Source organism: Halomonas sp. TG39a, from assembly GCF_000744395.1.
Taxonomy (GTDB): Bacteria; Pseudomonadota; Gammaproteobacteria; order Pseudomonadales; family Halomonadaceae; genus Vreelandella; species Vreelandella ventosae_B.
This window is the reverse complement of sequence record NZ_JQLV01000001.1, coordinates 3,187,419-3,208,032: the sequence shown is the minus strand read 5'-3', so window position 1 is coordinate 3,208,032 and position 20,614 is coordinate 3,187,419. Positions and strand designations below refer to the sequence as shown.

Genomic DNA, 20,614 nt, shown 5'->3' with positions numbered 1-20,614 from the left:
GAGCCTGCTATGACAGCGATAAGGCAACCTTTTCTGAGCGCGTCGGCGCTCGACAAGTCCTTCGTGCTACACGCACAGAGTGGCCAGCAGTTAGATGTGATGCGTGGTCTCGAGCTGCGTTTGATGCCCGGTGAATGTCTTGTGCTGGCCGGGCGCAGTGGTATCGGCAAAAGCACGCTGCTCAAAATGGTGAATGGCAACTATCGCGTTTCCGCGGGTCGGTTGACGCTGCACTTTGAAGACGGAGAGCTGGAGCTCTCCAACCTGCCCGCCCAGGCCTGGCACGTGCTTCGGCGCGATGTGATCGGCTACGTCAGTCAGTTTCTACGCGTGGTGCCCAGGGTCTCTGCGCGGCAGGTGGTGATGGAGCCACTGCTATCGCAAGGCGTAGCGCAGGACGAAGCGTGTCGCCGAGCCGAGGCACTGCTGGCAAGGCTCAACCTGCCTAAGCGGCTATGGGATCTCGCGCCGGGAACCTTCTCCGGCGGTGAACAGCAGCGTGTGAATATCGCTCGGGGCTTTATCGCCGAGCATCCGTTGCTGTTGTTGGATGAGCCGACTGCCTCGCTGGATAGCGCCAACCGTGATGTGGTGGTTGAGCTCATTCAGGAGGCCAAAGCGCGCGGCACGGCGATGCTGGGAATTTTCCATGATGAGGATGTGCGCGAACGTGTCGCTGACCGCCAACTACCGTTGGAAGAGCATATGTTGAGAGCGGGTGACGCCTCAACCGCTGTGAACGATGATACCCAGGAGTCGCCACGATGAGAGCGAATGAACAGGTTCTGACCAACGCCCGCTTAGTGCTGGATGACGATATCGTCCGTGGCAGCTTGGTGATTCAGGCAGGGCATATCAAGGCGATCGACCAAGGTGCTACCGCGCTACCCAGTGCCATCGACTGCGAAGGCGACTTGCTAATCCCTGGGCTGATAGAACTGCATACCGATAACATGGAGAAGTATTTTCAGCCGCGTCCCAAGGTGTCGTGGCCATCGCGCTCCGCAGCCTTGGCTCACGATGCCCAAATGGCAGCAAGCGGTATCACCACGGTATTTGATGCTGTCTCCATCGGCGATGTGGATGACCAGAGCATGCGCCAAGAGGCGCTATATCAAATGGTGGAAGCGCTCGCTGACATCAACCGCAGCGGCATGGCGCGGGTAGACCACCGTTTGCATCTACGTTGTGAAGTTTGCCACCCGGATACGCTGGCACGCTTTCAGTCCCTTGCGGATACACCTGAGCTTGGGTTGGTATCGTTGATGGACCACTCGCCGGGGCAGCGCCAGTTCGCCAGCCTCGACGCCTACCGGGTGTACTACAAGGGCAAACACGGTTTCGATGACGCCAGCCTTGATGCTTTCATCGAGCGCCAGCAGGGCTTTAGTGCTCAATACTCAAGCGCCTACCGCAAAGCGATTGCTCAGGCCTGCCATGAGCGTGGTCTAGCGCTCGCCAGTCATGACGATGCCACGATAGAGCATGTGGCCGAAAGCCTTGAGTACGGCACGCAAGTAGCGGAATTCCCTACCACCTTGGAGGCCGCTCATGCTTCTCACCACCACGGCATGGCCGTGATGATGGGCGCGCCTAATGTGGTACGCGGAGGTTCTCATTCGGGCAACATTGCTGCCAGCGAACTGGTGCGGCTCGGTGTGCTCGACATTCTTTCCTCGGATTACTACCCCGCTGCACTACTTGATGCGGTCTTCCTGATCAGCAAGATGGAGGATGGCTATGACTTACCTCGTGCCGTCGCCTCTGCCTCACGAAAACCTGCCGAAGCGGTGGGCTTGAATGACCGTGGGCGCATTGCCGAAGGGTTGCGTGCCGACCTGATTCGTGTGCGTGAAGTCGATAGCCATCCTCTGGTTCAGAGAGTGTGGTGTGCCGGTAAGCAGGTGTACTAATGGGCCGCTTGATCTACCTGATGGGGGCCAGTGGCGTCGGTAAAGATTGCCTCCTGCAAGCGGCCCGCCGTGCGCACCCGGAATGGCTGGTCGCCCACCGCTATCTAACCCGGGAAAGTAGTGCTACCGAGGATTGCGTCGCGCTCAGCGATGCTGAGTTCTCGGTGCGTAGTGAGCTGGGAATGCTATGCCTTTCCTGGCAGGCCCATGGGCTCAAGTACGGCGTAGGCGTAGAGGTCGAAGCGTGGCTCGGCAGGGGCACTACGGTGCTGCTCAACGGTAGTCGCCGGGCGTTGCCGATGGCGCTTGAACGCTTCGGTGAGGCACTGGTGCCCGTCGTGATCACTGCCCCCCCGGAAGTGTTGCGCCGTCGACTGATGGGGCGTGGGAGAGAGTCGATCGATGAGATTGAGCACCGACTCAAGCGCCATCAGGAAATGGAGCGTGAATTGATGGAGGCTTTTCCTGGCGTTGCCCAAGTCAATAATGGGGGGCGACTTGCGGACAGCCTTACGGAACTGACAGTGGTGATCAAGGGATGTTCTGCTCAGGCCTGATGGCCTGGGACTTCATGGCGGGAGAGCTATTGATGGAGTTTCGTTTTGGCGGTACCGGCGATAGTGCACAGGTGCCGCGCTTTGGATGTGACTGTGAGGCCTGCAGTCGGGCTAGAGTATTGACTAGCTTGCAGCGTGGCCCTTGCTCGGCCGAGGTACGGGTCGATGGCAAGCTCTACTTACTCGATGCTGGGCGCATGGACTTGGCGCATAGTTGTGAGATCGAACGGCCGTCGGCTTTTCTGATTACGCATTACCATGCCGACCATGTTCAGGGGCTTTTCCATTTGCGATGGGGAAGCGGAGAATCGATCCCCGTGTATGGCCCTAAGGATGCCCATGGCTGCGCCGATTTGTACAAAAATTCTGGGGTGCTGGATTTCCAGCCCGGACTCAAGCCTTTTAAAGCCATTAAGTTCGAGAGCTTAACGGTGACACCCGTACCGCTTAAGCATTCGAAACCAACATTGGGCTACTGTCTTGACGACGGCGGAACAAGGCTTGCGTATCTCACGGACACCTGCGGGCTGCCAACTGAAACGGAACGCTTTCTACGCAGTTGGAAGCCTGACGTGGTGGTGTTAGATGCCTGTTACCCAGCCACTTATCAGGCACCGCACAATCACAACACTATCACCCAGGCACTGGAGATTATCACCCGACTTGATCCTCCACGGGCGTATCTCACTCACATTGGCCATGACTTAGACTCCGAGTGTTTGGCAAACCCTTCGCGTCTGCCACCCAATGTGCGTATCGCCCGAGATGGAGAGAGTCTTAAAGAGTGGTTGGTATTGCCATAAAAGAGGGGGTAGCTTGCTGCAGAATCATGTGCGAATACTGACTTTAAATACCATTATTTCCGAAGCTGGCCGACTATATAAGTGACTCTGCATAAGTTATGGCATATAAAATAGAAGCTTATAACAAGGGAGATGCACCATGTCTCGTCGCTTGCGCTTCATTTCTTTGACCCCTGACCAGCAACCTATCGTGAATGACGCCTACCAGTATGGTGAAAAAAGAGCGCTACGCCGCAGGGCTCACGCCATCTTGCTTAGTCACTAAGGCCATACGATTAACCAGATTCACGATATCCTCGGGGTTAAACGCGATACGGGGTCTACTTGGTTATCCCAATGAGAAAAAAGTGGCGTTGAAGGCCTCCAAGATAAGCCTCGTGAAGGCCGGCCTAACCTTCTCAACGAGAGCGAGCTTGCGGTGTTACAGCAGCTTGATGAAGAGCACCCGCATCAATTACCCGTCCTCCATGCCACGTTTCAAGATAAGACAGAAAAAGTTGTTAGCCAGGACACGCTGCGTCGCGCATTAAAAAAAACGGCAACAGTTGTAAGCGGGTCCGCCGCTCATTGACGGCACTGCGTGACGAAACGGATTTCCGTCATACCCAAGGCTTGATCAATGCGTTGAAGGAATGGGAAGACAACGGCGAGTGTGATCTTTACTTCTTTGATGAAGCGGGCTTCTCTTAATCATCATCACTTCCCTATGCATGGAGCCCGGTGGGGGAGCCTTTAGCAGTGAACGCCTATTCACGTAGTAAGCGACTCAATGTACTGGGCTTTCTCATCAGGAAAGGTAGCTTTTTTCATCGCATGACAACCGATTCCGTGAAAACGGAGGCCGTGATAGAAGCGTTCGATCAGTTCGCGGCACAGAAACGTTCTGACGCCTTCGCCGTCGTTGTACTGGACAATGCCAACATGCGCCGCTCCAAAGCTTTCCAGCGCAAAATCATCGACTGGATGGCGCATCGCATTCATCTGGTCTATCTGTCGCCTTATTCGCCGGAACTGAACCTGATCGAAATTCTTTGGCGTGAAATCAAGTACCGGTGGCTACCGCTGACAGCCTACCGTTCGTTCGATAAGCTCTGTGAAACGGTCAAATACGTGTGTGATGGGGACGGAATAAATAACTCGATAACTTTTGCATAACCACTTGCTACGTCCAACTCGACTTACTTCATAATCACCATGATTTGGCTGTTCGTAACGCGTGCATTACGTTTGTGGGATGTCCCTTCTTTTTAAGGATACAACCCCACCAATTATCACGGAGATTATTTAATGGGGATTACCGGATTGGGTCTAGTTTTCATTTAAGCGCACTGGAACACGACTCAGGTGGTTATTGTCACTTGCTAGTTTCTGTAACAGCTTTAACAGTACTTCCTGCTCATCAGGGGCTAGCGGCGCCAATATATCTTGTTGCACTTCTTCAACGGCAGGCTCAGCGGCTTCGCGTAGAGACTCTCCCTCTTGGGTCAGCTTGACGACCATTGAGCGGCGATCTTCAGGGTTTCGGTGACGCGAGACGAGCCCTCGTTCCTCAAGTTTACGCACCACGACCGCCACGGTATTACGATCTAGGGCGGTATACCCGCCCAACGTGATTTGGTCACTAGTGCCCATCTCTTCAAGCGCGGAAAGAATAATGTATTGCAGCTGAGTCAGCTTAAGGGCCTCACACTTGCGCAAGAAGATCGCCACGCTAATTTGGTGGCATCGCCGTAGCAGGTTGCCGGCCAGGTCGTAAGCTTCAGAAAGCGGGGATCGCGTCATATCAGTTCTTATCGTGGGTGAGAACACGCCGTGACCATATCAGAAGTCGCAGCAGCTGGCACTGTTGAAATAGTGTCTGCCCAGCCTTGAGTCGCTGGGCAGAAGAGGGGGGTCAAATCAATTAGAGCGTTAACTGAACAGGTTAACCATCCATGGGTTAAAGATCACCGCGAGAATGACGAGACAGGCCGCTACAATAAAAGGAAGTATCCATTTCGTGATACGGGGCAAACTGACGTTGCTAATGGCCGAGGCAACATAGAGCCCTGCACCCACCGGGGGGGTTAACAGCCCCAAGCTCAGTGTCATACAGGTGACGATGCCAAAATGGATGGGATCAATACCATAACTTTGCTGCGCCACCGGGAGCAAAATAGGCACTAGGATGATCAGCGCAGCGATCCCATCAAGCACCATGCCTACTACCATCAGCATCACAAACACCAGAAGCATAAATACCAGCGGGCTTTCGGTGGTGCCTTGCATTAGTCCGGCTACCTGTTGAGGTATCTGGTTGTACACCAGTACCCAACCAAAGGCTTTCGCAGCGACAATCAGAAATAGCACAATGGCGGTGTTGCGTGCTGTTCGGCTTAAAACACCAGGTAATTGCCCCCACTTAAGCTCTTGAAAGAAGAGGGCGCCTATCACCACCGCCATTAGCGTCGCAGCCGCCGCGGATTCAGTCGGCGTCACTATGCCAAATGCGATACCGCCCACAATGACGATGGGAATGCTAAGTGTGAGCAGTGCGCCGCGAGTCGCACGCCATAGCGGTGTGCGTTCCTGATCAACGCTTCCTTTCTTACGCGCACGGCGCGCCATGATCGCGATCAAGCCGCTGATCAGTATAAACAGCAGTAGCCCAGGAAGAATGCCCCCCATGAACATGGCACCAATCGACACTTGAGCAATGACGCCATAGATAATAAACACCATTGACGGCGGAATAATCGGCCCCAGCAGGCCAGCACCTGCCGTCAACGCCGCGGCGAACCCCTTGTCGTAACCATCACGCTCCAATTCGGGAGTCATTACTCGGCTCATAATAGCGATCTGTGCCGTCGCTGAACCCATAATAGAGGCAAGCATCAAGTTCGAGGTGAGGGATACATAGGCAATGCTGTGAGGAATCCACGCAAACCAGGCACGTGTGGCGGTGATAATGCGACGTGTAATACCACCCTCATTCATGATTTCGCCCAACAGGATAAATAAGGGAATCGCCAGCAGATCAAATACCTCTAGCGAGCCAAAAATAACCTGGGGTAGGTTTTCAAATAGACGGTAGTTACCGGAAGTGATCACGAAGGTAAGTGTTGAAGCCAAGAGGACAAAGGCAATTGGCATTCCAAGTAGCATTAACACAATAAAAGCCACAAGCGTCATAGGGTTACTCCTCGTCGTTGGCTAGGACGAAACTCGCTCGCGAGCGATCAAAAAGCCTAGCGACGAGGTGAAAAATCGATGTGACGCAGAAAAGCGGCACGATGAGATAGAAGTGCCACTTGGGCCAATCGAGCGTAATAGCGATATCGTAGTGGATCGAAGGTGACCGCAGCCAAGCGATGGCGTACCACAGGACAGTAACCATTATCGCCAGGCAGATCAGCTCGGTAAGCCAATAGCAAACGCGCTGAGCCGCTTTAGGCAGTATCGCAATCAGCATGGTCAAACGTACGTGCTGGTCGTTATGTATGGCGATAGAGATGGCGAGAAACGCCATCCAAATCAGAATATAGACGGCTAGCTCATTGGCAAAAAAAAGTGGGCTGTTGAGTACGTATCGTGCGAAAACATTAGCAATAAGCAACGCGCTAAAAGCTATTATCAGTACGTTGCAGAGCAGCTGTTCAACCCTGGCTAGCTGTCGGCTCGCCTTGGTTAGCCAGGTGTCTTGGGGAAAATGCATCTTGGGTACGCCTCTTTGGTTCGGGGCGCAGAAGCGCCCCGACGCGTTTTATTCAGCGTTAAGGAGTTCGGTGGACTGTTGCTGGAATGCTTGGATAAGCGGATGGTCACCAAAGCGCTCAGCGAACGCTTGGTTCGCCGTGCTGAAAGCGTCTTCAGCGCTTTCTAGCGTATACACATTAATGCGGTCTTCGAGCAAGGTGCGGTTGCTCGCTTCTGCTGCAATTTCCGTCTCAGTACCCCAGGCAAGTGCCTCAGCCATGGCGGTATCAATTAGCTGGCGTTCTGCATCGCTAAGTGAAGCGCGGGATGCTTGGCCCATTATGGCTACCTCAGGAAACGCCATATGGCTAGTCAGTGTTAGATGCTCCGCTACTTCATAAAAGCCCGAACCTACTAAGGCATCGAGGTCAATATCCACACCATCCAGCATACCGTTTTGGAGGCCTTGGTAAACATCCGGCAAACTCGTCGGGGTGGGCCGAGCCTCAACGGCTCGCCACCAGGTATTCATCGCTGCGAACGGAATAATGCGGATGTTTTTGCCGCTAACATCCTCAGTGCTGTTAACAGCGCTTTCGCGCATAAGAATATGGCGCATGCCCGCAAAAGTATAGCCGAATGCGTGCAGACCTTTGCTCTCCAGGTTCTGCAGCATCTGCTGAGCAGCGTCTGTCTCGGTGGCCTTGGCCGCCTCTTCTACGCTGGAAAAGAGGAAGGGAGTGAACCAGCCGACGAAAGCTGGTTCACGCTGGCTGGTAGCTGCGGCGGTCATAAGCCCTATGTCTAGCAGTCCGGTCTCCATTTGGGTGAACATGGCCGATTCATCCCCTAGCTGGCCGGATGGGAAAATGGTAATGGTTAAATCACCATTACTTCGCTCTGCCACTGTGTCGGCTAGGCGTTGGGCGGTTTGATTCAAAATATGCTGAGGCGGAGTAATTAATCCCAGGCGTAACTCTTTGGCCTCGACTTGTGTGCTGGCAATTAACGCTAGGCCTAGCGGAATCGCGCAAAGATAGCGAGTGGCAGTATTTAGTATGTTTGTCATTGTATTTACCTTATTTTTAGAGGTTTTTTTCTTTCTCACTGAAAATTAGTTGTGCTCTTATAAAATCATAAGTCAAAAACGGAATTCTAAAATTTTATGAGCATGGTAGTTTGCAAGAGTTGTAAACAGTTATTACTTTTTATTAGGAAATTATTATATTAAAAGCGCGTCAAATATCCTTATCATATAGCCAAGCCAGCCCTTCATAAGACTGCTCTGGCGTCCGAGAAGCGAGCATGGCATTGCGCAGTTCAGCCGTAACCCCTGTCGCGTGATAGAACTCACCGTGAACACGGGCCATAATCTGACAGCGTCCGGTGCGCAGGTAGCGCCGCTGCTGGTACGCCTGAAAGGCACTGGCGATATCGTCACTGCAGCGGGCAACCTCATCAGCTAGCACAACAGCATCCTCTATAGCCATGCAGGCACCTTGGGCAAGGTATTGCAACATCGGGTGAGCAGCGTCTCCGACCAGGGTGGCAAGGCCACGGCTCCACTCTTTCACAGGCTCTCTATCGCATAGCACCCACATACGCCAGCTATCAATTTTGGCTAACAGTTCTTGAACCGTATCGCAGGTTCCAGCGAAACGCTGCTTGAGCTCCTCAGGATCTCCTTCTGTATTCCAGCCTTCTACATAGCGATCGCTATGGAACACGGCAACCAGATTGAAGAGCTTTCCTCCACGTAACGGATACTGCACGAGGTGGTTTTTGGGGCCGCCCCACAGAATCATGGCATTCCGGCGATAGGCTTCTGGCACTTCCTCGATAGGAATTACCGCACGATAGGCAATGTGACCGGAAACCCTCGGAGCTCCATCGCCGACAATGCTCTCGCGAACCTTAGACCATAGGCCATCGGCCCCTATCAAAGCACTTCCTGAGATTACTTCCCCCTGAGCTGTGGTGACATTCATCTTGCCATTGGCCTCTGAGAAGGAGGCGACCCTAGTAGAGGTTCGAAACTCTATCTGGCTCGATGCACGACACGCGTTGAGCAGTACGTTGTGTAAGTCGGCACGATGGATCAGTGCATAGGGGTACTGGAAGCGTTCGATGAATGAGTCACCCGCCGGGATCTCAACGACCGGTGTGGCATTGACGCTGTCCATCATGATCAGTTCATCTGGCAGCACCGCCAGTTCACGTGCCTGCGCCAATACCCCTAGGCGATCAAGGGCGCGGAAGCCATTCGGTCCTACTTGGATACCAGCACCCACTTCACGAAACTCATCGGCCTGCTCAATAACCAATGTTGGGATGCCGAGACGAGACAAGGCCAGTGCTGATGCAAGGCCACCAATCCCGCCGCCGATAATAAGAATAGGCTGCTGAGTACTCATGATGCCTCCACGTTCACACTGATCTTACCAATACGCTCAATCTCACAATTGATGGTGTCACCAGGCTGGATAGGCCCCACCCCCTCTGGTGTCCCGGTATACAGCAGATCGCCGGGCTCGAGGGTGTAGAATTTGGAGGCAAACTCTATAAGTTCGGCTACATCCATGATCAGATCTTTGGTATTGGCGCTTTGTCGCACTTTTCCATTCACATCTAGGGTCATCGCTAATGCATGAGGGTTTTCTATCTCATCGGCGGTAACCAGCCAGGGGCCCAGCACTGTGTAGGAATCTAGCGACTTACGCAGGCTGCGCTCCTCCGGCCCACGAATCGTGATATCCAGCCCGATGCTGTATCCCGCCACGTAGGACAGCGCATCCTTTGCTAAAACGTTTTTGGCACGTTTGCCAATGATGGCAACCAATTCGATTTCGTGGTCGGTTCGGCGGTCCGGAAGACCGACGTACACAGAATCATCAGGACCGACCAGTGAACTTGTAGCTTTGAGGAACAGCCCTGTCTCCTGTATCTTTCGCACATGTGCTCGGGAGAAAGTCGCGGTATCCTCAATGGCCTCATCCAAGTGGGCTTGGTAGTTGACTGGAGCCGCGACAACCTTGCCGGGGTTGGCAACCGGGGAGCGCAATGTCACCTTGCTGAGAGGATAACGCCGAGCGAATTGTATGGCATCCGCTATGACAGGCATTAATTCTGGTAAGCAAGCAATCAGTTGATCTCCACGGGGATAGGGATATTCCGAGGCACCGATACGAGTTAGGACGCTTGAGACGTCCAATACCTCGTTACCGTCTACGACACCCAGGCGATTGTTATTGAACAAGCAGATTTTCATGCAATGGTTATCCTTTGTATCAGGGAGTTGTCAGGCTTTTTTACTCTCGCCCTTCCAAAAGCCCAAATGTTCCTGAAGGGGGCGATCTGAAAAACTGAACAAAACACATTCATCGGAGGCTTTGAAGCGACGCCAGGCCCAGCCAGGAACCACAAACACATCGTGCTGATTTGCCGTCCACTCCTGATCTCCGACGTGAACGCGGACACTACCCTCCACTACGCAATAGACCGCACCATCTGTTTCCCTATGCTCCACGCCCTGAAACCCAGGTGGCAGAAGCTGTATGTAAGCGCCCATGGTAAGGATCGGTGATTCACCATTGGTGGGATTGGTAAAGGTCAGCTTGAGCCCAATGGCAGGATCACAATCACCACTCTCAGCGAGCTGAGTCAACGCCGCCCGAGTGCGCTTATAGGGGTAGTGGAACAAGGGGCTCGTCGTGCCACTGCCCTGATACCCGACTGGGGTTAACCCGGATGCATAACGCGCTTCAGAGTCGCCCGCCGGTCGACGAACTTCCTGGCGATTGTTCGGATCGTCAGCAGAGAAGCCCGCGTTAAGCATCTGTACGACAGGTACATCAAGGCCATCCAGCCACATCACCGGGTCGCTGCCCTCGGCGCCATGGTCGTGGAACACCCCGGATGGTGTGATCACGAAATCACCAGGGCGCATCATTACTTTTTCACCGTCCACATTAGTGAAGCCACCTTCGCCGCTGAGAATCAGGCGCAAGGCCGAAGCCGTATGCCGATGACTTGGCGCGACCTCGCCAGGCAGAATCATCTGAATGCCTGCGTATAGTGAGGTGGTTACCAAGGATTTACCGCGTAGCTTTGGGTTTTCCAGCACCAGGACGCGACGCTCGGCATCCTCAGCTGAAATGGCTTCACAAGCCATCTCCATGTTCTTGCGAATCGTTTTATCACGCCAGATAACGGGCTCCAGTACCTGTTTAGGCTCACGTGGTGTCAAACCTCGCAGCACCTCCCATAGTGGCGCCATGTTGTCTTTGGAGATTAATTCTTTAAATGCTGTATCGGTCATAGCTCCTCCTTAAGATTCAGCTGATGTGTGTTTGTAAGGATCAGCAATTATTGTCTCTGCCGTAAATAAAACAATTTTTTTCGTATTGTGATAATTTTGCTTTTTATGCGGTTGGGGTCAAGGCAAAAATATGTATTTGCGACAAAAGTATTATCTTCGGGAGGCTTTGATACAGGCTATGGTGCTGGGCGCTCAAAAATTTTTTTAAGCAATCACAGCGTATTGAGGCAACTGATGGTCATGTGTGACAGTCAGTTATTGCTGTAAGCCCCTAGTGAGCTTTGCAAAAGATGCGCGCAGTGGTTTAAGGGCGCTATTAACAGACTGGAAATGTTGAGGTGGCTTTGAAAGAGAATTCTCAGGAACGGCTGCTGCGATTACTTTCCCTGTTCGCTGATGAAGAAAAAGGGGAGTGGTCGGTCGATGAGGCGTCTGTACACTTGGGGATTTCGGCCAGCCAGACCTACCGTTACTTCAGAACGCTTGCCTCGGCCGGTTATATTTCAGCCTATACAACAGGGAGGTATGTACTTGGCCCGGCGATAATTGAGCTGGACCGTAAACTAAGGATTGGCGATCCAATGATTCATGCGGCGAGAAGTATCATGCGAGAAATGCTCAGCACGGCACCTTCTGCCAGTATCGCCATTCTTTGCCGCTACTTCCGCGGCCAAGTAATGTGTGTGCATGAGGAATTCGAGACTTATCAGCACCATGAGATTAGCTATGAGCGTGGCCAGCCGCGACCTTTATATCAAGGCGCTGCATCAAAAGTGATTCTGGCCAACTTACCCTTACGCCAAGCTAGAGCCTACTTCAACCACGCTCCTGATAAATTCAACCAGTTTGACCTTGGCGCCAACTGGACAGAGGTCAAGCGAAGCCTTCGAGAGCTTAGAAGCCAGCCTGCTATTATCACGGCAGGTGAGCTTGGAACAAGTGCCTCTGGGATTTCAGCCCCTATTTATGACGACAAGCGAGTTCTTGGAAGTGTTAGCCTCGTCTTACCGATAACCGTCGCAACAGAGGAAGTAACCTCTTTTTTGATGCCCGTTGTAGCAGCAGCAGGTCAAGAAATGACCCGTAAAATGCAGCACTTGGCTCAATTGCAGCAGTGATGAAGACGCCATCTATTTTGCCCCGTGCCTGCTTTCGCAGCACAGGGCTTTTTGTCAATCGCAAATGCTTAATTCATTGAGCGCTAGAAGGGATACTGGATACCTTGCTCCATCACACTGATCCATTGGGTGGTGGTGAACTCATCTAGGTTTGCGGGGCCACCGAAGCGACCGCTGGTACCTGAGCGGCCCATGCCACCGAAGGGTACCTGAAACTCATTGTTTACCGTCTGATCATTAATATGCACCATGCCTACTTTGATGCGATCAGCAATGCGCAGGGCTCGCTCTGTAGATGTGGAGTGAATAGCGGCGGCTAGCCCATAGGAGGAAACATTGACTAATGCGATAGCATCCTCATCGGTATCAAAAAGTGTAATGGGGGCTACAGGGCCAAAAATTTCCTCGCCAAAGGCAGGCATTTCTGGCGTCACGCCGCTAAGAACCGTGGCTTCAAAGAAGTTGCCATCGCGTTTACCGCCAGCGACTACCTTGGCACCCATTGCTACTGAGCGGTTTACGATCTCCTCTACACGCTTAGCTTGCGCCTCATTGATCAATGGGCCGAGATGTACCTGTTGTGTCCAAGGGTTACCTGTAACTAGGCGGGCGGCCCGGTCGGCGAGTTTCTTCATGTATTTTTCCGCCACTGAACGGTGTACTAGGTGTCGGCCCGCCTGCATGCAGATTTGACCCTGGTGGAGGAAAGCCCCCCAAGCCGCGGAAGAGGCGGCTGCCTCCAAGTCGGCATCTTCTAAAACCACCATTGCATTATTGCCACCGAGCTCAAGGGCACATTTCTTGAGCATACGCCCGCAGGTTTCGCCAATTTTCTCGCCAACGGCGGTAGATCCCGTAAAGGAGATCATGCCGACATCCGAGTGTTGAACCAACGCCTCACCCACCTCGGGCCCACCTGGTAGTACGTGGAACACGCCCTCCGGCAAGCCAGCTGCTTCTAGAACCTCGGCCATCAAAGCACCTCCACAGATAGCGCTCATTGGGGCTGGCTTCAGGATCACACAGTTGCCCATGGCTAAGGCAGGAAAGACCGAGCGCATGGCTAAGAGGATGGGGAAGTTCCAAGGAGCTATAACCCCCACTGTGCCAATGGGCACCCGCTTCCAGTAATTGCGACGACCTGGCATGCTAGAAGGGAAGATCTGTCCGTTGGGTTGCATGGGGAGTGCTGCGGCCATCTGGGCCTGTTCATAGGTAACCTGCAGTTCCCATTCAGCCTTGGCTGCTGTAGAGCCACACTCACGAATATTCCAGCGATTGATTTCTTCGGCCCGCTCTTTGAGCAGGGCGGCGGCCCGGCGTAGGATCTCTGCTTTTTGATCGAACGGTAACGTGGCCCAATGTTGCTGAGCTGAGTTAGCGATAAGTGCAGCGCGACCTACGTCTACGGGAGTAGCCGTCTTAACTTTAGCGAGGACTTCGCCGGTGGCGGGACCAATTACGGCAGCCTGAGGCCCTTCAGCAGTTTGCCACTGTCCCAGGTAAATTTTGTCTTCCCAGATGGGTGAAGTCTCATTCATGTAAATATTCCTCGTTGTATTTGCGAGTGTAATGACTAACTGAGATGGCTTTAATTCGGAAACGACTGATATGCTGATGTGGAAATATAACTGTTCAAGGAAGTATTCCAATTTAGGAGAAAGGTAGACGAAATATTATTTGGTGTTTCTGTACTTCGTGTTTGTAGCTGCCGCAAGAGATCATTGTTTTACTGGGATAAGGGGCAAGTCAGCAACGATATCTTATTCTAAGTTCTACTTATGCTTCATTGCCCCCGAAGACTCCTAGTCTAAAGCCCCTGCCTTCTTCTCTAATTCGTCAACAAAACTATCTTCACTGTTACTTTTTTTACTAGAAGCTGCTGCCTCCAGGGCTGCATGGTATGGACAGCCGATAAATTTGGGGTCGTCTTTATATTTTTGAGCAAAGTGTTCGGGAAAGCGTCCATCCAGATCCTTTATCTCGCTCCGAATACTTTTTTTCTCTTCGCTTGGCATCCGCAATCTCTCTTCGATATAGCTTTCAGTTGGGTCGTCGGTGTTTTCTTCCATCTGCCAGAAAATATAGCCCATAAGCTTTGGGAGAATCTCAGCAGCCATTGGGTCGGGTGGGTCGATACCGAGCGTTTTTAGCGTAGTGGGTAGCGACATGGCCCTAATTAGCTGGTGGCCAAACCAGTGAAGCCGGGGTGGAAAAAACCTGAAAACAAACTGCTCATAGATAGCATTAGCTACCAAGTTGGCTCGCTCGGGTGTCGGCCTAGGAGTGTTTTCATACTGCTCACAGAACTCTACTAGCTCTTCAAAACTATTTGGATAGCCTGTGATGGGTTGACCGTTTTCTGCATAAAAAAGTTTAGACATGTCACGCCAAAAAAGGTGAGCCGCTATTTTCTCTTTTTCAGATATACCAGGGGCCCCCATTTTCAGCTTTAGGCGATGCATTGTGGTTGCAGAAAACGCCAACGTATAGACGTAATCTTCATTATAGGAGAATGCGCCAGGGTACTTTTTGGCCCAATAAGCATGAAGCTTATTTATACTCTCAATAGATTTGAGAGTTCGCTCATCGTTAGGACCATAGAACCACCAAAGAGCATTGGCGCTGCCCGTCTGCTCAACCCGTGAGGTGGATTGGTGAAGTACTTTCCCTCCATCTTCACGCCAGACAGCTTTTGACCCCCAGTCCGTTACGATAAAGTTGGGGAAGGTGAGTGCATAGATGAAATTCTGCATGAAGTCATCTAAGCGATAACTGCTTGAAAGCCTCCATATTTCTATGTAATCCTTATGGGGATCGAGGCTCTTGATCTTATCTGCAATCCATTTTTTTGGCTTATTCATAGCTTTACACCTCGTGGTAGATTCATTTCAATTAAAATGAATACGCTAAACGTGCTTGGACTAAGAAGTCGTTTTTTGCGCGATTTTCGACTTCTGTCTCGTGATATGCGTTGAACCAAAGCCATAGACCTTTGGTGCTTTTCCACAGTAGCCCTGGTCCAATGCCTAACACCTCCTCTCGCGAATTTTCAAGTCGTTGCCCATTGACTTTGTCGTCCTCCAATTGCTTGAAGTAGTATCCATTTAAGCCAACTGACACGTTCGGAATGACTTCATAAGAGGCGGCGAAGTTTGACCAGGCGGCTTGGCCTGCTTGGGTATCGCGAACTGGATCACCATTGAACAACTGGTGGGTACTGCTGGCGGGATCGCTGTTTTTGAAGTTGTATAGATAATGCAGCCGCCAGCTCATTTCCCAACGCTCAGCAGGCATCCACGTTGCCGCCCAATAAGGGTTTATCGAGTAAAAATTTGAACCGGGATTAAAGTCTTTAGTCTCATCGTATTCACCTAAAGGCAACGAAACATCAAGCGCCAAACGCTGAACGAACGTAGGCCGTCCCTGAGCGTCGACTATTGGATCAAACTGAACCATTGGGCCAAGAGATATATCTCCAAAACTTGTGCCATTGTCTTTTAATTGAGGGCCTTCAGCCCCAAAATCAGCATCGAGTGAAACGATTGGTAGAATGATGCTCCAGCCTAAATGCCCTCCTCCCCCAATTGTTTTTGGTGAGTAGTAAGTAAGTTGATTTACTAAAGTGGTGGCACTGAACTCTGGGTTATCAAAAACCTTATTATCATTGCCATCGTTATCGAGGAAAGACGTTGCTCTACGGTGCTGTAAGTAAATATTGTGATTAAGTCCAGGCGGCCCAGCGAAGCCGTCATAGAAACTGGTATTACCAAGGTTTATGCCACCTGGCTGACTAACGGCAGGTGGGGGTGGACCATTTGCCGCCAAGGCAGAAGAACATACCAGGACAAATATAGACGACGAGATTGTTGCACGTGCGTACATGGGAGCTTTATTCATACATCAAGGCCTGTTGTTGTTATAGTGTTTTTGGGTGTTTAAGTTTTAATGCAGAGGCCTAATGCCTCTGTTGCACCTGACTTTAGGAGAGAAAAAAGATCGTGTCTTGTCTGAAAGCGACATATTTGAACAGCTGTGCCATTACGACATTTCATGAGTCGTAGCGTATGCGAGTTACTTAAAGTTCAAGCTCATGGCCCCCCCTTTGCAAGATACGGGGAGGCATTTTTGAAGGTGATTATTGAAAGCAAGAGGGGTGGGCCTGGAGCTCTGCCAACTGTCAAACAACATATTGTCCGAGAATACGATGGTTAGCCTGTGTTGAGCGAGGAGGGCTTCGAAAGTAGCTCGGCTCATAGCAATGGGTAGCCGATAGAGATGAGTGGGTTTGCTTAATAGCTTTTCGTTAATATTGTTAAGTAAAATTAAGTTTTGAAATATCAGCCGGCCCTGGCTGAATCGCGAAAGACTCGCGGTGAAACGCCATAAGAAGCTTTAAATGATCTGCTAAAGTGTGCACTACAGGTAAAACCCCATTTATGTGCTACATCACTAATCGTGCGCCCTATGCTATTTGGGTCTCGAAGGTCTTCTGCACAGCGGGTTAAGCGGCGCTGCCAGATATACTCACTTAAACTACACTCACTTTCATCTTCAAATGCGCGATGAAGGGTTCGTGTAGAGCACTGCGCAATCTGGGCTATTCGCTCTACGGTTAATTCATGGCTAGAAAGGTTCCTATCAACGAAATCTTTTATCCAGTTTTTCTTAAATAAGCGCGGGTTATGCTCAAGCTCTTCTTCCTTGTTCTTGTTTTCAACCGTGTTCTGGAGCAAGGAAATAATACTTTTGCCTAGCGAACAGGATGTGGCATCGTTCAGGAGAGGGTACTGTGTATAGGCGTCGACAATAAAATTATGGAGCATTCGGCCTAGTCCATTCCGATTATTTATGCGTAAATCTTTTGGGATGGTGGCAGGCGTGCCAAGATTGCCACAAAGAAGCATTAAATACTCACAGTTTTTGGTACTTGTAACAGTGAAATGTCGGCCACAGTCTAGAAAGAGGAGGTCTCCGGGAGTGAAGGTAGAGCTTTTACCACTTTGTTCAACCTGGCTCACTCCGCCCATTTGTAAAACCAGCAACCCAGGGTGAGCATCCCGATATGCGGTTTTATTAATGCGTCGAGAAAATCGGTGAGGGCTGCAAACCATTCTGCAGAATTGCAACTCACCAAGCGCGCCGTATTCAAGTCGTCCCTTGAATGGTTCTTTGTATAGTGGTGAAACCGAAGTACTTTCCAATCGCCGGATGCGTTCCGGGGTTTTCCCCAGATGAATACTCATGACATCTTGCCATTCTTTAAGGCGTTTAGTATGGCTGAAATGCTCTGTGCTAACGCTGGAAAAATGTCTCATGGTGCGCACTCATTTTGTGTGAGGTGGCTATTAAAAAGTACATCCTTAGCTTTAGGCTGGCCCATTGCAGCAGTTGCTGGCGGCTATACGGTATTCAAGAATATTAAGCGCTCTAAGCGTTGATGACCCCCCCGGAGCGTCAGTGCAGGGGCAGCAGCAATAATAGTAATAGGGAGGACCTTGTTGAAACTGGTTTTTTGGCTTCTGCCTTCATCCCCTTTTTTTAATTCATGAACAGCAATATATTGTTTGCTTCAAAGTCTTTCTATGACTTCATCAGCCGATGCAATCTCAGCAACACAGAATGAAAGGCTTGTTAGTGTCGCCTTTTGGACATCTTCGGCACTCATAGCACCGGCACCCAGGTCAGGATGATCCATAGTGCCAGTAGCGTCCGAAACAAAAATGGTTTTGTAATCTCTAAACTGAGCATCTCGAGCAGTCGATTCACAGCACATATTAGTAACAGTGCCAGTAATAATAAGCGTATCAATTCCCCTATTTCTAAGCTGAGTCTCAAGGTCCGTGTTGTAAAAAGCACTGTAGCGGTGCTTTTTGATGACAAGCTCTCCTTCTTGGGGAGCGATGTCTGAATATATTTCTGTACCCGGTGTGTTATCAACAAGAGCTTCTTGGCTGTCGATAGGCGGCCAGAAACCTGACATCAGCCCCATGTCGCCACGATCTTTTCCGTGCACATGAGTTGTGTAAATTACCGTGGCGCCCTTTTTCCTGCAGACATCTATCAGTTTCTTGATATTCGGTACAGCTTTAGTAGCCATGGGTACACACATCGGTGCACCTGGCTTAACAAAATCATTTTCCATGTCGATAACAAGAAGAGCAGTTTTTGTGGGGTTGTTTAGTTCAAATTTCATTACTCATTCCTTCTTAAATGTCTATGGGCTAAATAGGAAATAGTGTCGAAGGAGTCATGGCAACAAACCAGGTAACCAGAGCGCTATTGCAGGGAAGAATATGCACAGAGCCAACCCAGTGATCTGAAGAAGTACGAACGGGATGATCGAACGATAAATAGTGCCGATTCCGATCTTACCTTCCGTAATTCCCTTAAGGTAGAACAGCGCATAGCCAAAGGGCGGTGTGAGAAAACTCGTTTGTAGGTTTATGGCGACCAAAATGGCAAACCAAATCAGAATGGCTTGACTGCTTAGTCCCAACCCGAAATCCAGTATTTCTACCACCGGAGCTACTAGGGGAAGAACCACGAAGCTGATCTCAATCCATTCCAGAAAGAAACCAAGCACAAAGATCAAGCCCATGATCAGCAGTAGCAAACCATAGGGCCCAAGCCCCGTACCAGTGATCAAGGCCTCGATCATGTAATCACCACCCAACCGCTTGAAGACGACAGAAAAACTGGTAGCACCGATCACGACGAACAGAATCATCGCCGATGTGCGGGCGGTCTCCTGTACGGTTTTACTAAGTGTGTTCCAACTAATACTGCGCATCAGCAGCGCAAGGATCACACTGCCCAGTGCGCCGATTGCCGCCGCCTCCGTCGGTGTAGCTATCCCTGCCATGATTGAACCCAGTACGGCGAAGATCAACACGCATGGGCCAAACAGGTCCCGCGCCAAGGCTAACATGAGAGGAGATGTGTCGGTGTCAGTGGCGTCGAGGTCCGGCAGCGGCGCCCAATGGGGCTTGATACGAGCGATGATCAATAGGTAAGCAACATAGAGGGCGCCGAGCAACAGCCCGGGAATTAGTGCGGCTTTGAACAAGTCTCCTACCGATACTTGAAGTATCGAGCCCATGAGAACCAGCATAATGGAAGGTGGGATGAGAATCCCAAGCGTACCGGAAGCCGCTATCACTCCACAGGCCATCTCCGGGTGATAACCTTGCCGCATCATCACGGGTAACGCTAGAAGGCCTAGCATAACCACTGACGCACCAATAATGCCCGTACTGGCAGCCATCACTACGCCCAGAATAGCTACAGAAATGGCAAGTCCACCGGGCGTCCGCCCGAATACACGCTGCAAGGTTAGTAGCAATCGCCTCGCCACGCCGGAACTCTCAAGCATTAGGCCCATAAACACGAAGAGCGGGATGGCGATCATCAACCAGTTCTCGACCACACCACCGTAGATACGTGATCCCACCGTAGCCAGGAAGGGAACGGGAATACCACCGACGAAGGCGAAAATAATGCCGATTCCGCCTAACAAGAACGCTACAGGATAGCCGGTGAATATACCGGCAAGCAGCGATACCACCATCAACATCGCCAGATAGTATTCGCTGATGAATTCAGCCATTGTTGACCTCGTGATCTGTCTCCGCTTTTCGCGGGTCAAGGATGATGGAAAGCTTTTCGAAAACTTGACCAAGTGCACCCAAGGCCAAGAAAACCAGAGAGATGGGTAGCATGGCCTTGATCAGATAGCGATCCGTGAGTCCCCCGTAGTTCGATTTCTCCCCTGTCATGAAGGACATCGTTACGAAGTGCTTGGAAAGCCAGGCGACCAGCAGACAGAAGGGAATCAGCATCACCAAGTGACCGATCACATCCACCGTGGCGCGATGACTGGGCGATAACCGTTGATAAATCAGATCGACGCGCACATGAGTATCATGATGTAGGGCGTAGGTGCCTCCGAGCAGTGTCAAGACACCGAAAAGATGCCATTGAAGTTCGGTGATGCTGTTGATGGTCAGGGCATTGCCGAAAAGGAGCACCGTGTCGTTCCAGCGAGCAATCTCGTTGATGCCAGTAGCGTTGAGCAGTACGGTCAACAGGACAGCCGCCATCACTAGCAATACCAGCCAGCTGGTGACGCGACCTACCAACAGCCCCAGCCCGACCAAGGGTCGGGCCAGGGCGGCAGAGACCGCAGCGCCACGCTCACGCCAAGGGGCGAGAGGGGCAGTAGTCATAG

The 20,614-nt window shown here is 51.4% G+C and carries 19 protein-coding genes and 1 pseudogene; 6 read left to right on the top strand and 14 right to left on the bottom strand.

Features of this window, described 5'->3' with window-relative positions; all coding sequences use genetic code 11:
- Positions 1–9 precede the first annotated feature (9 nt).
- The 5 genes and pseudogenes from phnL to U738_RS23000 all read left to right on the top strand — a co-directional run bounded on the left by phnL (position 10) and on the right by U738_RS23000 (position 4,428).
- Positions 10–768, top strand: coding sequence for a phosphonate C-P lyase system protein PhnL (gene phnL, locus U738_RS14340; RefSeq protein WP_051912781.1), 759 nt, complete (start codon positions 10–12; stop codon positions 766–768).
- Positions 765–1,913 (top strand): alpha-D-ribose 1-methylphosphonate 5-triphosphate diphosphatase, encoded by a 1,149-nt coding sequence (locus U738_RS14335; protein ID WP_035581683.1) that lies wholly within the window; start codon positions 765–767, stop codon positions 1,911–1,913. Before phnL ends, U738_RS14335 begins: the two co-directional genes overlap by 4 nt.
- On the top strand, positions 1,913–2,470 hold the full coding sequence (gene phnN, locus U738_RS14330) for a ribose 1,5-bisphosphokinase (RefSeq protein ID WP_035581681.1): 558 nt from the start codon (positions 1,913–1,915) through the stop codon (positions 2,468–2,470). The genes U738_RS14335 and phnN overlap by 1 nt, the downstream gene beginning before the upstream one ends.
- A complete protein-coding gene (gene phnP / locus U738_RS14325) occupies positions 2,452–3,273 on the top strand; it encodes a phosphonate metabolism protein PhnP (protein WP_235208649.1) in 822 nt (273 codons plus the stop codon). The genes phnN and phnP overlap by 19 nt, the downstream gene beginning before the upstream one ends.
- Before the next feature lie 139 nt (positions 3,274–3,412).
- Positions 3,413–4,428: pseudogene (locus U738_RS23000) on the top strand (IS630 family transposase).
- 153 nt (positions 4,429–4,581) lie between these two features.
- On the opposite strand, the gene U738_RS14315 reads toward U738_RS23000, so the two are convergent.
- From U738_RS14315 to U738_RS14285, 7 genes are all read right to left on the bottom strand, one after another.
- Positions 4,582–5,055: a MarR family winged helix-turn-helix transcriptional regulator gene (locus U738_RS14315; protein ID WP_035581678.1), complete on the bottom strand. Its 474-nt coding sequence runs from the start codon at positions 5,053–5,055 to the stop codon at positions 4,582–4,584.
- Between the two features lie 129 nt (positions 5,056–5,184).
- Positions 5,185–6,444 (bottom strand): TRAP transporter large permease, encoded by a 1,260-nt coding sequence (locus U738_RS14310; RefSeq protein ID WP_035581676.1) that lies wholly within the window; start codon positions 6,442–6,444, stop codon positions 5,185–5,187.
- A 4-nt stretch (positions 6,445–6,448) separates the two neighbouring features.
- On the bottom strand, positions 6,449–6,967 hold the full coding sequence (locus tag U738_RS14305; protein ID WP_035581674.1) for a TRAP transporter small permease: 519 nt from the start codon (positions 6,965–6,967) through the stop codon (positions 6,449–6,451).
- Between the two features lie 48 nt (positions 6,968–7,015).
- Positions 7,016–8,017 (bottom strand): TRAP transporter substrate-binding protein, encoded by a 1,002-nt coding sequence (locus U738_RS14300; RefSeq protein ID WP_009286265.1) that lies wholly within the window; start codon positions 8,015–8,017, stop codon positions 7,016–7,018.
- Between the two features lie 169 nt (positions 8,018–8,186).
- On the bottom strand, positions 8,187–9,362 hold the full coding sequence (locus U738_RS14295) for a 3-hydroxybenzoate 6-monooxygenase (RefSeq protein ID WP_009286264.1): 1,176 nt from the start codon (positions 9,360–9,362) through the stop codon (positions 8,187–8,189).
- Complete coding sequence (locus U738_RS14290; protein WP_035581672.1) at positions 9,359–10,216, bottom strand: fumarylacetoacetate hydrolase family protein; 858 nt, start codon at positions 10,214–10,216, stop codon at positions 9,359–9,361. The genes U738_RS14295 and U738_RS14290 overlap by 4 nt, the downstream gene beginning before the upstream one ends.
- Positions 10,217–10,246: 30 nt before the next feature.
- Positions 10,247–11,266 carry a cupin domain-containing protein gene (locus tag U738_RS14285; protein ID WP_009286263.1) on the bottom strand — a complete coding sequence of 340 codons (1,020 nt, stop codon included), beginning with the start codon at positions 11,264–11,266 and terminating at the stop codon, positions 10,247–10,249.
- Positions 11,267–11,604: 338 nt separating this feature from the next.
- On the opposite strand from U738_RS14285, the gene U738_RS14280 reads away from it, so the two are divergent.
- Positions 11,605–12,384, top strand: coding sequence for an IclR family transcriptional regulator (locus U738_RS14280; RefSeq protein ID WP_035581670.1), 780 nt, complete (start codon positions 11,605–11,607; stop codon positions 12,382–12,384).
- An 83-nt stretch (positions 12,385–12,467) separates the two neighbouring features.
- Here the strand turns inward: U738_RS14280 and U738_RS14275 are convergent, their stop codons facing one another.
- The 7 genes from U738_RS14275 to U738_RS14245 all read right to left on the bottom strand — a co-directional run bounded on the left by U738_RS14275 (position 12,468) and on the right by U738_RS14245 (position 20,612).
- Positions 12,468–13,925: a benzaldehyde dehydrogenase gene (locus tag U738_RS14275; protein WP_035581668.1), complete on the bottom strand. Its 1,458-nt coding sequence runs from the start codon at positions 13,923–13,925 to the stop codon at positions 12,468–12,470.
- Between the two features lie 264 nt (positions 13,926–14,189).
- The gene (locus U738_RS14270; protein WP_035581665.1) at positions 14,190–15,248 is read right to left on the bottom strand and encodes a hypothetical protein; all 1,059 of its coding nucleotides are present in this window, start codon (positions 15,246–15,248) and stop codon (positions 14,190–14,192) included.
- 31 nt (positions 15,249–15,279) lie between these two features.
- Positions 15,280–16,284, bottom strand: coding sequence for a SphA family protein (locus tag U738_RS14265; protein ID WP_200882491.1), 1,005 nt, complete (start codon positions 16,282–16,284; stop codon positions 15,280–15,282).
- A gap of 440 nt (positions 16,285–16,724) precedes the next feature.
- A complete protein-coding gene (locus U738_RS14260) occupies positions 16,725–17,702 on the bottom strand; it encodes a helix-turn-helix domain-containing protein (protein WP_035581659.1) in 978 nt (325 codons plus the stop codon).
- A gap of 254 nt (positions 17,703–17,956) precedes the next feature.
- Positions 17,957–18,580: an isochorismatase family protein gene (locus U738_RS14255; protein ID WP_035581656.1), complete on the bottom strand. Its 624-nt coding sequence runs from the start codon at positions 18,578–18,580 to the stop codon at positions 17,957–17,959.
- Between the two features lie 54 nt (positions 18,581–18,634).
- Positions 18,635–19,993, bottom strand: a complete 1,359-nt coding sequence (locus U738_RS14250; protein WP_035581654.1) for a TRAP transporter large permease — start codon at positions 19,991–19,993, stop codon at positions 18,635–18,637.
- Positions 19,986–20,612 (bottom strand): TRAP transporter small permease subunit, encoded by a 627-nt coding sequence (locus tag U738_RS14245; RefSeq protein WP_035581651.1) that lies wholly within the window; start codon positions 20,610–20,612, stop codon positions 19,986–19,988. Before U738_RS14245 ends, U738_RS14250 begins: the two co-directional genes overlap by 8 nt.
- Between the last annotated feature and the right edge of the window lie 2 nt (positions 20,613–20,614).

Bases quoted from the DNA above. Each gene is read 5' to 3' on its own strand.
- U738_RS14275 (WP_035581668.1), bottom strand. From the start codon at position 13,925: ATGAATGAGACTTCACCCATCTGGGAAGACAAAATTTACCTGGGACAG.
- U738_RS14290 (WP_035581672.1), bottom strand. From the start codon at position 10,216: ATGAAAATCTGCTTGTTCAATAACAATCGCCTGGGTGTCGTAGACGGT.
- U738_RS14305 (WP_035581674.1), bottom strand. From the start codon at position 6,967: ATGCATTTTCCCCAAGACACCTGGCTAACCAAGGCGAGCCGACAGCTA.
- phnL (WP_051912781.1), top strand. From the start codon at position 10: ATGACAGCGATAAGGCAACCTTTTCTGAGCGCGTCGGCGCTCGACAAG.
- U738_RS14245 (WP_035581651.1), bottom strand. From the start codon at position 20,612: ATGACTACTGCCCCTCTCGCCCCTTGGCGTGAGCGTGGCGCTGCGGTC.
- phnP (WP_235208649.1), top strand. From the start codon at position 2,452: ATGTTCTGCTCAGGCCTGATGGCCTGGGACTTCATGGCGGGAGAGCTA.
- U738_RS14270 (WP_035581665.1), bottom strand. From the start codon at position 15,248: ATGAATAAGCCAAAAAAATGGATTGCAGATAAGATCAAGAGCCTCGAT.
- U738_RS14310 (WP_035581676.1), bottom strand. From the start codon at position 6,444: ATGACGCTTGTGGCTTTTATTGTGTTAATGCTACTTGGAATGCCAATT.
- phnN (WP_035581681.1), top strand. From the start codon at position 1,913: ATGGGCCGCTTGATCTACCTGATGGGGGCCAGTGGCGTCGGTAAAGAT.
- U738_RS14335 (WP_035581683.1), top strand. From the start codon at position 765: ATGAGAGCGAATGAACAGGTTCTGACCAACGCCCGCTTAGTGCTGGAT.
- U738_RS14300 (WP_009286265.1), bottom strand. From the start codon at position 8,017: ATGACAAACATACTAAATACTGCCACTCGCTATCTTTGCGCGATTCCG.
- U738_RS14255 (WP_035581656.1), bottom strand. From the start codon at position 18,580: ATGAAATTTGAACTAAACAACCCCACAAAAACTGCTCTTCTTGTTATC.
- U738_RS14265 (WP_200882491.1), bottom strand. From the start codon at position 16,284: ATGAATAAAGCTCCCATGTACGCACGTGCAACAATCTCGTCGTCTATA.
- U738_RS14315 (WP_035581678.1), bottom strand. From the start codon at position 5,055: ATGACGCGATCCCCGCTTTCTGAAGCTTACGACCTGGCCGGCAACCTG.
- U738_RS14250 (WP_035581654.1), bottom strand. From the start codon at position 19,993: ATGGCTGAATTCATCAGCGAATACTATCTGGCGATGTTGATGGTGGTA.
- U738_RS14295 (WP_009286264.1), bottom strand. From the start codon at position 9,362: ATGAGTACTCAGCAGCCTATTCTTATTATCGGCGGCGGGATTGGTGGC.
- U738_RS14260 (WP_035581659.1), bottom strand. From the start codon at position 17,702: ATGAGACATTTTTCCAGCGTTAGCACAGAGCATTTCAGCCATACTAAA.
- U738_RS14285 (WP_009286263.1), bottom strand. From the start codon at position 11,266: ATGACCGATACAGCATTTAAAGAATTAATCTCCAAAGACAACATGGCG.